The sequence below is a fragment of the Nocardioides sp. genome (assembly GCF_044226765.1).
In the GTDB taxonomy this organism is placed as follows: domain Bacteria; phylum Actinomycetota; class Actinomycetes; order Propionibacteriales; family Nocardioidaceae; genus Nocardioides.
Map to the genome: position 1 here is coordinate 60,018 of NZ_JBGAGJ010000002.1, position 15,507 is coordinate 75,524.

At 75.4% G+C, this 15,507-nt stretch carries 12 protein-coding genes; 5 read left to right on the forward strand and 7 right to left on the reverse strand.

Features of this window, described 5'->3' with window-relative positions; translation table 11 throughout:
* Positions 1-105 precede the first annotated feature (105 nt).
* From ACILRH_RS05055 to ACILRH_RS05065, 3 genes are all read left to right on the forward strand, one after another.
* Positions 106-2,928, forward strand: coding sequence for a S8 family serine peptidase (locus tag ACILRH_RS05055; protein WP_395691287.1), 2,823 nt, complete (start codon positions 106-108; stop codon positions 2,926-2,928).
* Between the two features lie 124 nt (positions 2,929-3,052).
* Positions 3,053-5,146 carry an FAD-dependent oxidoreductase gene (locus tag ACILRH_RS05060; RefSeq protein WP_395691289.1) on the forward strand — a complete coding sequence of 698 codons (2,094 nt, stop codon included), beginning with the start codon at positions 3,053-3,055 and terminating at the stop codon, positions 5,144-5,146.
* On the forward strand, positions 5,134-5,709 hold the full coding sequence (locus ACILRH_RS05065; protein WP_395691290.1) for an AAA family ATPase: 576 nt from the start codon (positions 5,134-5,136) through the stop codon (positions 5,707-5,709). The genes ACILRH_RS05060 and ACILRH_RS05065 overlap by 13 nt, the downstream gene beginning before the upstream one ends.
* A 230-nt stretch (positions 5,710-5,939) precedes the next feature.
* Here the strand turns inward: ACILRH_RS05065 and ACILRH_RS05070 are convergent, their stop codons facing one another.
* Positions 5,940-6,455, reverse strand: coding sequence for a hypothetical protein (locus ACILRH_RS05070; RefSeq protein ID WP_395691292.1), 516 nt, complete (start codon positions 6,453-6,455; stop codon positions 5,940-5,942).
* Between the two features lie 173 nt (positions 6,456-6,628).
* Between ACILRH_RS05070 and ACILRH_RS05075 the strand changes: the two genes are divergently transcribed.
* Together ACILRH_RS05075 and ACILRH_RS05080 are read left to right on the forward strand one after the other, a co-directional pair.
* A complete protein-coding gene (locus ACILRH_RS05075) occupies positions 6,629-7,279 on the forward strand; it encodes a nitroreductase family protein (protein ID WP_395691294.1) in 651 nt (216 codons plus the stop codon).
* 83 nt (positions 7,280-7,362) lie between these two features.
* On the forward strand, positions 7,363-10,950 hold the full coding sequence (locus tag ACILRH_RS05080; RefSeq protein ID WP_395691295.1) for a hypothetical protein: 3,588 nt from the start codon (positions 7,363-7,365) through the stop codon (positions 10,948-10,950).
* Between the two features lie 46 nt (positions 10,951-10,996).
* On the opposite strand, the gene ACILRH_RS05085 is transcribed toward ACILRH_RS05080, so the two are convergent.
* The 6 genes from ACILRH_RS05085 to ACILRH_RS05110 are packed head-to-tail and all read right to left on the reverse strand — an operon-like array spanning position 10,997 to position 15,506.
* Positions 10,997-11,821, reverse strand: coding sequence for a phosphatase PAP2 family protein (locus tag ACILRH_RS05085; RefSeq protein WP_395691297.1), 825 nt, complete (start codon positions 11,819-11,821; stop codon positions 10,997-10,999).
* Positions 11,818-12,303 carry a hypothetical protein gene (locus ACILRH_RS05090; RefSeq protein WP_395691299.1) on the reverse strand — a complete coding sequence of 162 codons (486 nt, stop codon included), beginning with the start codon at positions 12,301-12,303 and terminating at the stop codon, positions 11,818-11,820. The genes ACILRH_RS05085 and ACILRH_RS05090 overlap by 4 nt, the downstream gene beginning before the upstream one ends.
* Entirely contained in the window at positions 12,303-13,454 is a 1,152-nt protein-coding gene (locus ACILRH_RS05095; protein ID WP_395691300.1) for a glycosyltransferase, read from the reverse strand. Before ACILRH_RS05095 ends, ACILRH_RS05090 begins: the two co-directional genes overlap by 1 nt.
* Positions 13,451-14,830 carry a cytochrome P450 gene (locus tag ACILRH_RS05100; protein WP_395691302.1) on the reverse strand — a complete coding sequence of 460 codons (1,380 nt, stop codon included), beginning with the start codon at positions 14,828-14,830 and terminating at the stop codon, positions 13,451-13,453. Before ACILRH_RS05100 ends, ACILRH_RS05095 begins: the two co-directional genes overlap by 4 nt.
* Complete coding sequence (locus tag ACILRH_RS05105; RefSeq protein ID WP_395691304.1) at positions 14,827-15,186, reverse strand: lycopene cyclase domain-containing protein; 360 nt, start codon at positions 15,184-15,186, stop codon at positions 14,827-14,829. The genes ACILRH_RS05100 and ACILRH_RS05105 overlap by 4 nt, the downstream gene beginning before the upstream one ends.
* Positions 15,183-15,506 (reverse strand): lycopene cyclase domain-containing protein, encoded by a 324-nt coding sequence (locus ACILRH_RS05110; RefSeq protein WP_395691306.1) that lies wholly within the window; start codon positions 15,504-15,506, stop codon positions 15,183-15,185. Before ACILRH_RS05110 ends, ACILRH_RS05105 begins: the two co-directional genes overlap by 4 nt.
* Position 15,507 lies beyond the last annotated feature (1 nt).

The window sequence follows — 15,507 nt, forward strand, 5'->3', positions numbered from 1 at the left end:
CCGTGCGGACGTCTCTTCGGTGGAGTCCTTGCGCCACGAGCCGGGCGGGCACGTAGATTGTCCCGCGGCGCCGCCCGGGCGCCCCCCGACCTCATCGGAGGCTCCATGGACCACCGGCGTCTGCTCGCCATCGCCACCGCCGTCGCTGCCCTTGGCGGCCTCACCTACGTCGCGGCCCCATCGGTCGCCGCGCACGGCAGCTCGGGACCGACCGGTGGGCGATCCGCCACCGGCGCGCAGTCGACCGAGCGGTACGTCGACTCGCCCCTCGGCAACGGCCTGGCCCGTCTGGTCGCCGAGAAGACCGCCGGCACCAGCGCGCTGAGCGGCTCCGGAGGCCTGCGCATCGACCAGTCCTCGACGGTCGTGCGCGACGCGCAGGGCCGCGTGCTGGTCGACCTGACCCCGCGGGCCGGCGCCGACCGGGCCGCCCTGCGCCGCAGCGCGGTCGCGCTCGGCATGGTCGTCACCGCGACCGACCCCGGTCTGGGCGTCCTGGAGGGCTTCGTCCCGGTGTCGGCGGTGCCGAGCCTGTCCGTGCTGCCGGGCACCGGCACCCTCGCCCAGGTGCTGCGCCCGCAGACCCACGCCGGCTCGACGACGACGCAGGGCGTGAACTTCCAGCGGGTGAACAAGGTGCTCGCCCAGGGGATCAGGGGTGCCGGCATGACGATCGGCGTGCTCTCGGACTCCTACGACACGGCCACCGAGGACGTGTTCGGCGACCCGCTGACCGACCACGCCGCCCAGGACGTCGCGTCGGGCGACCTGCCGGGTGTCGGCAACCCGCAGAACTCCCAGCCCGTCGTCGTGGTGGACGAGGGCCCGCCCGATGCCACCGACGAGGGCCGCGCGATGCTCCAGATCGTCCACGACATCGCACCGGACGCGAAGCTGTGCTTCGCCCAGGCCGGCGAGGGCCAGGTCGGGTTCGCGAACAACATCCGCGCGCTGGCCGACAAGAGCGGCGACTGCGGCGCCGACGTGATCGTCGACGACGTGGGCTACGGCGACGAGACGCCCTACGCCGACAACCTGATCAGCGACGCGATCAACGACGTGACGGCCGACGGCGTCACCTACTTCTCCGCGGCCGGCAACGGCGGTGACCACCAGGCGTGGAGCGCCCCGATCCACCTGGTCAGCAAGAAGGCCGGCGCCCGCGGCACCAACCTGGACTTCTCCGCCGTCGACCCGGCGCTGTACGCCGGGGGGCTCGAGGACATGGACCCGGGCGCGGGCACCGACGTCGGGCAGACGATCAACCTGGACCCGAACGCGGGCGCCCAGATCCTGCTGTCCTGGAACGACCCGGTCGACCTGAACGGCGCGAGCGTCGGTGCTCCCTTCCTGAGCGACAGCGGCACCCTGACCGACGCGAACACCGCCGACGGGGTCACCTTCGAGTTCACGCCGACGCCCGAGCAGCAGGGCAAGGAGGTGCTGGTCACCACCGACGGCGTGCCGTCCGGGGGCGTCGACCTGATCCTCGACCTGAAGAAGCCCGACGGCACCGAGGTCGGGCCGGTGGACACCGGCAGTTCGCCGGAGCGCCTCGCGACCACGCTCGACCAGTCGGGCACCTACACGATCACGGTGAGCGGCTACGACGGTGCGACCGGCGACTTCACCGTCGACATGAGCCCGGTCGTGGCGCCGTCGAAGGTGACCACGGACTTCAACCTGCTGATCTTCGACTCGCAGGGCCACTACCTGGGCGTCGCCGGTGACGACAACACGCTGTCGGGCCGCCCGCAGGAGGTGCTGCCGATCGGTGGCCTCTCGAGCTTCCAGATGGTCGTCGCCCGCGCCACGACCGGCAGGACGGACGTCTCGCGGATGTCATACCAGATCTGGGGCGAGGGCTACGTGGGTGAGCACTACAGCCCGACCGCCGTGTCGATCGTGGGTCACCCCGCGGCCGCCGGCGCGGTCGCGGTCGCGGCGTATGACCCGTTCAAGTCCTTCCTGCCGGAGTCCTACACGTCATACGGCGGCCGGATGCCGGTCTACTTCGACTCCGCCGGCAACGCCTACGCGAAGCCGCAGGTGCGCCAGAAGCCGGACGTCGCCTCGACCGACCGGGGCAACACCACGTTCTTCGTCGCCGACGACACGCGGGACCCCGACTCGTTCCCGAACTTCGGCGGCACGAGCGCGGCCGCACCGCACGCGGCGGCCATCGCCGCGCTGGTGCTGGAGAAGGCCGGCGGTCCGGGGTCGCTGACGCCGGCCCAGGTCCGCAACCGGCTCGAGCGGAGCGCGTTCGCCCACGACCTCGACCCCTTCCGCGCCCACGGGTCCACGAGGGGCCTGACGATCACCGCGGTCGGCGACCAGAGCGACGAGCGCAACCTGACGCCGGGGTCGTTGGCGGACCGGTCGTTCTTCCGGGTGAAGTACACCGGCGCCAAGCCGTTGCGGTCGATCGTCCTCGACGCCCGGACCGCGAGCCCGACGTCGCTGCGCGGCCTGGTCTTCGACACCCGCAGGCTCGCCCAGCGAGGGGACTACCGCTCCGGAGGCTTCCCCTTCGCGGTCGGCACCGCCCACGGCATCCGCAAGGGCCAGATCCACGCCAGCTTCTCCGGCCATCCGAAGGCGCTGCCGAAGGGCGTCTACACCACGCTGCGGCTCTCCTTCACCAAGCCGTTGCACCGTGGCCAGGCGTTCACGTTCGGCGTCGACCGCGACGCGGCCGAGTGGTCGCCCTCGCTCCTGTCGATCGAGGGCAACGGCGCCGACGAGCTCGGCGGGGCGGTCGCGATGCCGAGCGGTCAGCGGCTGACCCAGGGCATGCGGTTCACCGCGACGACGACCTCCGGCAAGAAGTGGGCCGGTCGCTTCGTCAACCGACTCGGACGCGGCTGGACCGGGGTCGACGGCTACGGCGTGGTGAACGCCGAGCAGGCGGTCCTCGGCAACTAGCCGCCTCGCGAGCACCGGGAGGACGGGAGCAGGCGGGCGGCGCCCGCCCGCTCCCGTCCGCGCCCGGCTGCTGCGTCGTCCGTTCACCCCACCCGGGGTGACCGGCCGGCACTACGGTGAGGCCATGCAGACCCGGGCGAGGGGATGGGACGCCGACGTCCTCGTGGTGGGCAGCGGGTTCGGGGGTGCGGTCACCGCGCTGCGCCTGGCCGAGGCCGGGCACCGGGTGACGGTGCTGGAGAAGGGCCGACGGCTCACCGCGGACGACCTGCTCCGGGCCCGGCGGGACCCGCGCGCGTACCTGTGGCAGCCCGGCGCCGGCCTTCGCGGCTTCTTCTGGCAGCGCATCTTCCGTCACGTCGCGATCATCGGCGGCACCGCCGTGGGCGGTGGCTCGATCGTCTGGGCGGGAGTCCTGCTCGAGCCCGGTGACGACTTCTACGACGCCCCGGCGCTGCGCCGGCTGGGCATCGACCGCGCCGGGCTCGCCCCCCACCTCGCCGAGGCCGCCCGGATGCTCGGCCGGGTCGACTGCCCGCACCACGGCAGGATGGACACGTACCTGGAGCTGGCCGCCCAGACGGTCGGCGCGGGCTCGACCTTCGGACCGGTGCCGAGCGCGATCCACTTCGGCGAGCCCGGGGTGACCGAGCCGGACCCGTTCTTCGGCGGTGAGGGTCCGGAGCGCACCGGGTGTCGGTTGTGCGGCGAGTGCCTGCTCGGCTGCCCGTACGGCGCCAAGAACGACCTGACCCGCAACTACCTCCACCTGGCCGAGCGGCGCGGGGCCACGATCAGGGCCGAGTCCGAGGTCACCTCGCTGCGCCCGTGGCGCGGCGGCTACCAGGTCGAGACCCGGCACCCGTGGCGGCGGGGAGGGCACACCACCCTGACGGCGCCTCGGGTGGTGCTCGCCGGCGGGGTGCTGGGGACCGTCGAGCTGCTGCACCGGTGCCGCGACGAGCTCGGCACCCTCCCACACGTGTCGGACGAGCTCGGCCGGCACGTGCGCACCAACTCCGAGGCGCTGACCGCGGTGCTGCAGCCACCCGGCGAGGACCTCTCGCGCGGCCCCACGATCTCCAGCCACTTCCACCCCGACCCGCGCACCCACGTCACCCAGAACCGCTACATCGGTGGCTGGCACATGCGGGCCCAGCTGGGCCCGATGGTCGACGACGACGACCGGGGGCGCCGGGCCAGGCGGGTGCTGGGCGCGCTCGCGCGGCACCCGGTGGCCCAGGCCCGGCTGGTCGGGGCGCGCGACTTCCTGAGGCGGCTGACCGTCCTCACCACCATGCAGCGCCACGACAGCGAGCTGGCCCTCGACCTGCGCCGGTCGCCGTGGCAGCCGTGGCGCCGGGTACTGCGCTCACGGGTGACCGACGGCGTACGCCCGCCGAGCAACCTCCCCGTCGCCAACGCCGTCACCCGGGCCTTCGCCGACGCGTCCGGCGGTCGCCCGCTCAACCTGGTCGGCGAGTCGGTGGGCGGCCTCTCGGTGACGGCCCACGTCCTCGGCGGCGCGGTGATGGGCACGAGCGCCGCCGACGGAGTGGTCGACGCCAGGCACGAGGTGTTCGGCCACCCCGGTCTCTACGTCGCCGACGCCAGCGTCATCCCCGCCAACGTGGGCGTGAACCCGTCGCTGACGATCACCGCCCTGGCCGAGCGGTTCGCGACCACCTTCCCCGCGCCGGACGCTGCCTTGCCCGGTCCGACGGAGGTCGGTCCACCGGCCCGGGCGAGCGTCCGCTCCCTCGCGCGCCTGTGGCCGACGCTGCCCGCCGTGGAGACCGATGCGGTCCTGCACGACGCCGCCGGGGACCTCGAGGCCTCCTTCGTCGCCCCGCTCACCCGCGTCGCGCCGCCCGGACTCGGCGTGCTCGGCCTCCGGCGCTGGCACGGGAAGCGGTTCCGCCGGACCGCCGCGGGCGACGTCACGGGCATGAACCTCGTGCGCCGCGGCAGCGGCCTCGCCGAGGTCCTCCCGATGACCCTCGCGCCGGGCACCTCCCTGGCCGACGGCCGGCCGGCGCTGGTCGTCTCGTACGCCGCCGACGCCCCGTTGCCGTGGCGCTGGGTGCGCGACGAGCTGCGCGCCGGGCCGGACGGGGTGGTCGTGGCGATGACCTTCGTCGACCTGCCAGGCCTGCGCCGGCTCGGCGGCACGCCGTTCCTCCTGACGCCACGTAGCGTCGGGCCGTGCCCCGACTGATCCACCTCAACGGTCCGTCACGGGTCGGGAAGTCCACGCTGGCGCGTCGGTACGCCGACGACCACCCGGGCACCCTCGTGCTGGACCTCGACGTGCTCGCCGGACTGGTCGGCGGCTGGCGGCAGGACTTCTCGGCCGCGCTGGAGACGGCCCGAGGGCACGGACGCGACCTCCTCCTGCGGCACCTGCGCTCGGGACACGACGTGGTGCTCCCGCAGCTGGTGACCGTCCACGACCGCGACCCGGACCCGGCCTTCGAGGCGGCGGCGGCGTCGGTCGGCGCGGCGTACGTGCAGGTCGCCCTGCTGGCCGACGACGACGAGCACCTCCGACGCCTGCGCGGCAAGCGGCCGGCCTCGGAGGTCGAGGCCCTGGTCCAGGTTGCCCTCGACGATCCCGCATCCGACCTGGTCGGCCGGATCCGGCGTCATCTCGCCGACTACCTGGCGCATCGCCCGGACGTCATCCGCATCGACACGACGGAACTCGGCGAGGACGCGACCTACGGGCGTCTCCTCGACGCGCTCGCGCTGGGCAACGGAGGTGGCGGGTCGTGTGCCTGACTCGGCGTCGCTGTCGGCGCGCCAGTCACCGCCAACGACCGGATCAGGCGAGATCCGGGCTTCCGGGCCTGCAGCGGTGACTCAGCCACCGATCGGCTGCACGAAACGGTGGCCGACACACCGCTGGCCCGACCGTCTCGACACCGGCGACGGCCCATGACCCCGTCGAACAGGAGGATGCCGGCGAGGACCGGCAGTAGCCAGCGCCAGGCGAGGGGAGCCAGCTGCTCTCACGCGCGCCGCACCCACCGGGTCCAGGTCCAGCTGCCGTCCGGCCGGTTGGGGGCCAGGTCGGCGTCGCTCCCGATCTCGGTGATCACCCGGGCCCGGAGCGCGCCATAGCCGCCGTGGCGGAGGCACCGCGAGGGGATCGAGATCCGGATCCGGTGGTGGTCGGCGTCCCACCTCACGACCAACCCGCCGCAGCGTCGCCGGTGGGGCAGGCCCAGGAAGCGGTTCCTGTCACCGCTCGCTAGGTGGTAGCTCAGCACCGCGGCGACGGTTCGGGCCTGCCCGCCATGCCTCTCCTGCAGGAGCAGGCCGAGATCGCCGTGCGCGACGCGCAGGACGGAGATGGTGGCCTCGAGGGCGCGGTGGCGGTTCGCGAGCTTCACGTCCGTGATGTCGAGCGCGCGCCCCTTCAGGCCGTCGCCCGCCGGGTCAGGTGTGTGCTGCGTCTGCGCGTGCGCCGTTGCCGGGAGCAGGAGCATCCACGCCAGGAAGAGGGCAGCGGCGACCTTGCGCATGCGCCCAGTATGGGCCGGCGGACCCGGGGCGTCTCGGACGACCACGCCGTCCCTGTCGCACCACCAGCGAAAGTGATTGGGTCGTGTGCCCGACAACTACCCAGGGGTCGGTGTGAAGCACACGACCCCTCGCCCCGGCGACCGCCCGCGGCGCCCGATGGGACGATCGCAGCATGGACGTGACCCACCTGACCACCGACGAGCTGCTGACGACCACCCGCGCGGTGCGCAGGCGGCTCGACCTGGACCGGCCCGTCCCGCTGGAGCTCGTCAAGGAGTGCCTCGAGCTCGCGCTCCAGGCTCCCTCGGGCTCCAACCGCCAGTCGTGGGAGTGGGTCGTGGTGACCGACCCGGAGCAGCGGGAGCGCCTGGGGGCGTTGTACCGGCGGGCGCTCGAGTCCTACCTGACCTCGGCGCACTCCGCGGCGCAGCTGTTCGCGGACGACCCGGAGCGTGCTCCGGTCCAGCGGCGGGTCGGGGACAGCGTCGCCTGGCTGGGGGAGCGGATCGGACAGGTGCCGGTGCTCGTCGTGCCCTGCCTGCGGTCGACGACCGGAAGCCTCCCGCCGGGCAACCAGGCGGGGTTCTGGGGCTCCCTCCTACCGGCCGTCTGGAGCTACATGCTGGCCGCCCGGAGTCGCGGGTTGGGGACCGCGTGGACCACCCTCCACCTGGCGTACGAGGACGAGGCCCGCACGATCCTCGACCTGCCGGACGACGTGCACCAGGCCGCGCTCATCCCCACCGCCTACTACACGGGCAGCTCGTTCCACCCGGCTGCCCGCCAGGGCCTCGAGAGCGTTCTCCACCTCGACCGGTGGTGACCGCGCTCGCATCGCACCGGGACTACTGACGGCGCCCGGTCGGGCTATGGCTCGCGGCGCCGGTGCGGGGTTACGTTCCCGAGATGATCGGCCGGCGCCGCGCGGCGCTCCTCGGGTGGACCCTCGCCGGCGCGCTCGGCGCCGTGACCCTGGTGGCCGTGCCACCGGCCGATGCGAGCACGACCCTGAACAGCTGCGACGAGACGAAGCTCCGCGACGCGGTCGCGGCCGGAGGCACGATCACCTTCGGGGTCACCTGCTCGCCGATGCTGATCACGGCCGCGATGACCGTCCCGTCCGGCCGGACGGTGACGATCGAGGGCAACGGTTCGACGCTGGACGCCCAGTCGACGAGCCGCTTCTTCACCGTCACCGGCGGCACGCTGACCCTGCACCAGCTCACGCTGAGGAACGGAGCGGTCGTCGGTGCGAGCGGCACCACGGGTGCGGCCGGCGCGGCCGGAGCGCCGGGCGCCAACGGCGCGGCCGGCTCGGACGGCGACGTCGGCACCTGCAGCGGCTCCACCGGAGAGGCCGGCGGGGCGGGCGCTCCGGGCAAGGCGGGAGCACCCGGCGGAGCCGGGAAGCCCGGCACCGCCGGCGCGAGCGCCGAGGGCGGTTCGATCCGGATCACCGCCGGCGTCGTCACCCTCGACCACGTGACGATCCGCGACAGCTCGGCCGTGGGCGGCAACGGCGGGAGCGGAGGACGCGGCGGCGACGGCGGCACCGGCGGCCGGGGTGGTGACGGCGGGGACGGTGCCGAAGGGTCGAACATCGCCCAGAAGTGCATCACCGGCGGCCCCGGCGGCAAGGGTGGCAAGGGTGCGAAGGGCGGGGCGGGCGGCCCCGGCGGAGCGGCGGCTGCCGGCGGCCTCGCCCGCGGCGGCGCGATCAGCAACGCCGGCACCCTCACCCTGGTCGCGACCACGCTCACGTCCAACGAGGTGATCTCCGGCTCCGGTGGCAACGGAGGTGGCGGGGGCAACGGTGGCACCGGCGGACCGGGCGGCGACGGCGGCTTCGGTGGCGCGGGGGCCAGCGGCGACGGTGGCGACGGTGGCACCGGAGGGGCGGGCGGGGGCAGCGGCACCAGCGGCGCCGGTGGTGAGGGCGGCCCGTCCGCGCCGGGCGCGCCGGCCGCGGGAGGCGACATCTACAACACCGGCACGCTCGTGATCAGCGGCGGCTGCCAGCTCACCTCGGGCTCGGTGCACACCGGGAGCGGTGGGTACGGCGGCGGCGGTGGTGCCGGCCAGACGACAGTGCCCGCCCGCGGCGGCGACGGTGGTGGCGGCGGGGTCGGCGTTGTCGGCTCCAAGGGTGACCCCTACCCGGGCGGCGAGGCCGGTCCAGGAGGAGCGGGCGTCGACGGCGGCGCCGGCGGCCTGCCCGCACCTGGCTCAAAGGGTGGCTCGGCCGAGGGCGGCAGCATCGACAACCGCGGCTCGCTGCGCGTCGAGGACTCCAGCGTCCAGGGCACGGTCACGGCCGGCACGGGCGGTGGGGGCGGCCAGGCCGGCGCGGCCGGTGCCGGCGGGTTCGGCGGGTCCGGTGGCGACGGCGGTGGGGGATCGGTCAACGGTGGGTCGGGTGCCGCCGGCGGGGCCGCGGGTCCCAGCGGTGCCACCGGCGCGACCCTGCCCGGTGCCGCGCCCGGCGCAGGCGGCGACGCGGCCGGCGGTGCCGTGGCCAACCGCGGGACGGCGGAGGTCCGGTCGACCCCGGCGGGCCGGGCCGGCCTCAACGGTGCCGCCTACGGCGGTGGCGGCGGCCCGGGCGGTCCGGGCAGCAGTGCCGTGCTCTCGTCGGGCACGATCGAGCGGCAGCCCGGCGCCGGCGGCGCCCCGACCCCCGGTGGTGCCGGTGGCGACGGCGGCAGCGGCGGCGCCGGTGGCGGCGGCGGCCCCGCCGGGCCGCTGTCCGGCGGAGGAGCGGGTGTGTCCGGCGGCGCAGGTGGTGCGGGTCGCGGCGGAGGGCTCGCCGGCTTCGAGCCTGGCAGCGTGACGGTCTTCGACGCGTTCCTCTCCGGCTCGGCCTCCGGCGGCGCCGGAGGCTCGGGCGGGAGCGGCGGCAGCGGTGCCGGCGGCTGGGACGACAACGGCGACGGCGGCTACGCCGGGCCGTCGAGCGCGGGAGCCCCACCTGGTCCGGCCGACGACATGGGCGACGTCGGCGGGTGGGGTGCCGGGCCCGACGGCACGGACGGTGCCTCGGGCTCGGCCGGTGGGGCAGGCGGCCAGGGCGGCACCGGCGGGCCGGGTGGCGTCGGCCAGGGCGGTGCCCTCTACAACACCGGCAGCCTGCTTGCCCGGTCCAGGGACGACATCGCCTACTCCGACCGCCTCGTCGTCCAGGGCGCGTACGCCGTCGGCGGTGACGGCGGCGCGGGCGGCGCGGGCGGGGCCGGCGGCCAGGGTGGTTACGGCGGCGCGGCCGGGAACGGGGTCGGCGGCGGGAGCGCCGGAGCCCCTGGCGGCGCCGGGTCCGGCGGCTGGGGCGGCCACGGCGGCAAGGGCGGCACCGGCGGGGCCGGTGGTCCGGCCGCGGGCGGCGGGATCTACAACTCCTCGGCGGACTGGTCGCTGCACGCCGGCTGGATCTACGGCAACGTCGCGAACGGTGGCCACGGCGGCGCTGCAGGTGCCGGCGGCAGCGGCGGCTACGGCGGCGACGGCGGCCTCGGTGGCTCGGGGGGCCAACCGCTGGATGCGGGGTCGGCCGGGATCGACGGCTCGGCCGGTGGCGCCGGCGGCAGGGGTGGCGACGGTGGCGACACCGGCCCCGGCGGCCCGGGCGGTTCGGCCGCGGGCGGCGGGACCTTCACTACGCAGCCGGCCGTGGACTACGTGTTCAACGACTACGCCGGCGACGCGGTCGTCGGCGGCGCTGGAGGCTTCGGCAGGGCCGGCGGCACGGGCGGCCTCGGCGGCAAGGGTGGCAGCGGCGGAGGCGGCAGCGACGGGACCGAGCCGCCGAACGGTGACGAACAGCACCCCGGACACGGCGACCCGGGCGCCAACGGGGTGAACGGCGCCAACGGTGCGCCGGGGGGCGACGGCCCGGCGGGTGCGCCCGGGACCGCCGACCCGGCCGGCAAGCTCTGCGCCGGACCGTGCGTCCAGGCGCCACCGCTGACCACCGCGATCCCCACGGTCGCCGGTCGCGCGCGGGTCGGATCGACGCTGACCGCCAAGCCCGGAGGGTGGGGCCCCGACCCGGTGACGTTCACCTACCAGTGGGTCGCGGGGGAGACGCCCATCACCGGAGCGACCGGCCCGACGCTGCTGCTGCGCGCCGCCCAGCTGGGTGCCCGCATCACGGTGACGGTCAAGGGCAGCAAGGACGGCTACGCCCCAGCGTCGCGCACGTCGGCGCCGACCGCGAAGGTCGCTCGTGGCCTGATCACCCCCGCAACCCCCCGGACCACCGGCACGCCGAAGGTCGGTAGCACCCTGAAGGCGCTGCCCGGCACCTGGCGGCCCCCGGGGGTGACCCTGCGCTACCAGTGGTACGCCGGCAGCACGGCGATCCGGCACCAGACGACCCGCTCCCTACGACTGACCGCAGCACTGATCGGCAAGCGGATCGTGGTGCGGGTGACCGGGAGCAAGGCCAGCTACACGACGGTCTCGCGGTCCTCCCGCCCCACGGCAGCGGTCACCCGCTGAGCCGCCACGCCGTTCGGGTCAGACCTGCCCGCGCCGGAGCGGTCGCTCAGCCCGGGGCTCGCGCCGCCCGGCGGCGCTGCACCGCCGCGCCGGCCGCCAGCCCGGCGACCGCGGTGAGCCACCCGGCGACCACGTCGACGACGTAGTGCTCGCCGGTGTAGACGAGGGTGAGCGCCATCAGCACGACGTAGAGCGCGAGCGCGGCCCGCCACCACCGGCCGACCAGCGGCCCCAGGAAGCCGGCGACCAACAGCGCCGCCCCCGCGTGCAGCGACGGCATCGCGGCGACCGGGTTGCTCTCGCCCTGGCCCAGCGCGCTCACCCGGGCGATCGGGTCGAGCTGCAGGACGTGCCAGCCGAACCGGGAGATCCGGTCCACCGGGCCGATCTCGCCCTGCGCTGAGGCCAGCCACGGGGGAGCGGCGGGGTAGAGCAGGTAGCCGGCGACCCCGACGACGGTGAAGGTCAGCAGGGCCGTCAGCCAGGGGGTGAACCGGTCGCGCGCCCGGAACCAGACGTAGGCCGTCAGCAGCGGGATCGAGACGAAGTGGGTCACGTAGACCAGGGCCGCGACCGCGTCGTACCAGTGCGTCGACCCGTCGACCAGGTGCTCCTGGAGCCACACCGACGGCACGACGCCGAGGACCGCACGGTCCACCGACGCAGGCCCGGAGACGTGCAGCCCGATGCCCAGCCGGTTCGTGCCGCCCAGGCCGCCCTCGGTGAGCGGGCCGCTGACCCACTGCGCGAGGGCGTAGGCGAGCAGGATGACGCTGAGCGGCGACCAGGCGATGAGGAGCTGCGCGACCGGGCCGTGGCGCGAGGATCCGCCGCCGACCTCCACCTCCCGAGCGGTGTCGTGGGCCGTCATCTCCGCAGGCGCCCCCGGAGAGCCTCGATCCGAGCCCGGTTGTAGCGCTGGATGACGATGAACGGCAGGTTGACCAGCACGCCGTAGGTGATCAGCAGCGTCGCCGGCAGCGGCGGGTTCCACAGCACGAAGAGCGGCCCGCAGGCCATCGCCCACCAGTGCGCGAGCTCGGCCCGCCGCGTCTCGCGCGCGAAGAGCTCGAGGCCGGCGGCGTCGTACGCCGGCAGCGCGCGCTTGCTGTGTCCGCCACGGAACAGGTCGCCCGCCTCCGGGAGCCGGTCCTTCCAGCGGTGGATGCGCAGCCGGCGGCGGTAGAACCGCCCGCCCTGCTCGAAGGGCCGCAGCCGCAGCAGCCAGCCGTCGTGCTCGAGCCGGCGGTCGGGCCGCCGGTGCGCGGCGTAGCCGGTGGCGGTGTGGAAGAAGCCCCAGGCGGCGACGTCGACGACGATCGTCAGCGGCACCGGCATCACGAAGTCGAGCATCAGGCGCCCTCCCCGGCCGACCCGCGGCCGAGCCGCACCTCCCGGCCGCGCCACCGCACCGACCGGCGCACGCCGGTGCGCACCAGCGACCGGACGAAGACCAGGTCGAAGAAGACCAGCGGGACGGGGAAGAGCGCCCAGGTCCACCACCGGAACGAGCCGAGCCGGTGCAGCAGCCAGCCGAGCTGCCCGGCCACGACGACCCAGCCGACCGCCCAGAGCAGGTGGCTCCCGTCGCCCAGCGGCAGCTCGCTGCCGGTGGCGACCTCGGCCAGGGCGAGCGGCCCGCCGAGCGCGACGGCGTGCTGCAGGAGCACCCACGCGACCGTCGCGATGCCCGGCCCGAGCGTCATCGCGGACGCGCCCGAGGCGAAGTTCTTGGTGAACCCGTCCACGAGCTGGTGCAGGCCGCCCGGGTAGCTGCGCATCCGGACCGACGCGCCACCGACGGCGCCCCGGACCGGTAGTCCGGCCCGGTGGTAGGCCGCCGCGAGCTCGGCGTCGTCGAGCACCTCGGCGCGCACCGCCGCGTGGCCGCCGGCGTGCTCGTAGGCGGCGCGGGCGGTGAGCAGGCAGGGGCCGAACGCCATCGGCCGGCCGGTGGGGCGCCGGCGGAACGCGCCGCTGGCGAGCACCGAGACGGCGTTGAAGTAGGAGGCCAGCTGCTCGTAGGGCCGCACCGCGGTGTGGAAGGGCTGCACGGTCACCAGGCCCGGGTACCCGTCGTGGATCTGGAGCAGGCCGGCGAGCGCGTCGGGGGCGAGCGTCGTGTCGGCGTCGAGGAAGAGCAGCAGGTCACCGGTCGCCGCGGCCGCCCCGACGTGGCAGGCCCACGCCTTGCCGGTCCAGCCCGGCGGCGGGTCGCCCGCGGGCAGCACCGTCGCGCCGGCGGCGCGCGCCACTGCGGCCGTCCGGTCACGGGACCCGTCGTCGACGACCACCACCTCGCGCACCGCGACGGTCAGCGCGCGCACCGACGCCAGCAGCGCGGGGAGCGACGCCTCCTCGTCGCGCGCCGGCACGACGACCGACACCCGCCCCGCCGCGTCGCTGCGCCCCGCACCCCGCGGGGGCGTCCGCAGGTCGGCGACCAGCCACCACCCGGCCAGGACCCCGGCCAGCAGCAGGAGGGCGCGGAGCAGGTCGCTCACATCCGGGCCTGGTCCAGTGCGGTCACGACCAGCGGCATGCCTCCGCGCGGGTGCACCGCGACCCGCGCCTCGGGCTCCGGGCGGGTCCAGCCGGCCGGCACGTCGAGGCGGTACGCCGTCAGCAGCCGCGCCAGCACGATCACCATCTCCCCGAGCGCGAACTCCCGGCCGATGCACAGCCGCGGGCCCTGCCCGAACGGGAGGTACGCCGGCGGCGGGCCGCTGAGGCCCAGGAACCGCTCGGGCCGGAACGCGAGCGGGTCGGGCCAGGCGTCGGCCCGGCGGTGCACCAGCCAGGGGCTCACGATCGCGAGCGTGCCCGCCGGCACGGCGCGGCCGCCGACGACGTCCTCGCCCAGCGAGCGCCGCGAGACCACCCAGGCCGGCGGGTAGAGACGCAGCGCCTCGTCGACCACGGCGCGGGTGAAGGGCAGCGTGTCGCGGTGGCCCAGCAGCGAGACCGGGCCCGGATGCGCGGCGAGCTCGCGGCGCACCCGCTCCTGGGCGGGCTGGTCCTCGGCGAGCAGCATCAGCGTCCAGGCCATCGCGGCGGCCACGGTCTCGTGGCCGGCGATCACCATGGTGACCAGCTCGTCGCGGATCTCGGCGTCGGTGAGGCCGCTCTCGAGCAGGAGCCCGAGCAGGTCGTCGCCGTAGGTGCCGTGCTCCGAGCGTCCGCGGTCGCGGCGCTGGGCGATGAGGTCGGCCGAGATCGCGTCGAGGCGCCGGCGGGTGGTGCGCAGCCGCAGGTTGGTGCGGGTCGGTGCCCAGGCCGCGGTCGGCAGGACCGACCGGCCCAGCCGCACCACGATGTCGGCCGCCTCCGAGGTCGCGTCGAGGAGCCGCTGGGCGTGGCCGGACAGGTCGGTGGAGAAGAGTGCCCGGCCGACGGCGTCCAGGCCGATCCGGTGGGTGAGCGCGGCCACGTCGACGGCCCCGGTCGCCGGACCGCCGAGCCGCGCGCCGATCGCGGCGTCCGCGGCCGCACGCACCTGGTCGCTGACCGCCTCCAGCCGCTGGTGGTGGAACGCCGGGGCGGCCAGTCGCCGGTTCTCGATCCAGGTCGGCTCGGCCGAGGCCAGCAGGCCCGGTCCGGTGACCCGGCCGAGCGCGGCGTACTGCACGGTCTGCTTGCCCCAGCTGCGCGCGGAGGTCTGCAGCACGTGCCGGACGTCGGCGGGGTCGTTGACCAGCAGCGCGGGCGGCCCGGGGACCGGGAAGGCCACCAGGTCGCCGTACTCCTGCTGGACCCGGCCGAGGAAGGTCAGCGGGTCGGCGCGCACCGACCGGAACGCCCTGGCCATGTCGACGGGGGTCGGCCCGGCCACGCCGATGTCGGTCGGGCGGGCGGCCTGCAGGCGCTCGGAGAGCGTCATGCGCCGGTCCCACTGCCGGGCTCCCGGAGCCGGGGGTCCTGGCGACGGCCCAGCCACACCCACGCCACGCAGGTGGTGAGCACGAGCGCGAACCCGAACGCGAGGTCCTCGACCGGCGCATACACCAGTCGACCGTCGCCGACGGGCACGATGTGGCCGCTGCCGAGGATCGCGTCGGGGTCGTAGCGCACGATGCCCCGGCCGGTGAGCCAGCCGTTGGTGAGGAGCTGGAAGACCACGATGATCGCGTACGCCGACCACCAGGTCGCCGTGCTCGTCAGCCTCGTGCGGGCGACCCACCGGTCGAGCACCAGCGCCGCGACGACGGCCACGGCCGCGAGGGCGGTGTAGGTCATCGCGCCCCCTGCCGTCTCGCGCGGACCACCCGGACCGACTCGTAGGTGAGGATCGAGACGAACGGGATCACCACGAAGAACGAGATCTCCTCCAGCGGCAGGCCGCCGACGCGCCAGCGCAGCGTCTGGGCGGCGTCGAACCACCAGTGCCCCGTGTCGGTCGCCCACAGGTCCCACACCAGGAAGGGCAGCCCGCCGGCCAGGATCGCGAGCACCAGCCGCAGCGGCTGCTGCAGCACCCGCAGCCGGAACACCACGATCAGCGGCAACGTGCCGACCAGGCAGAACGCCAGCATGCCGACGTAGGACCACTGCTCCATG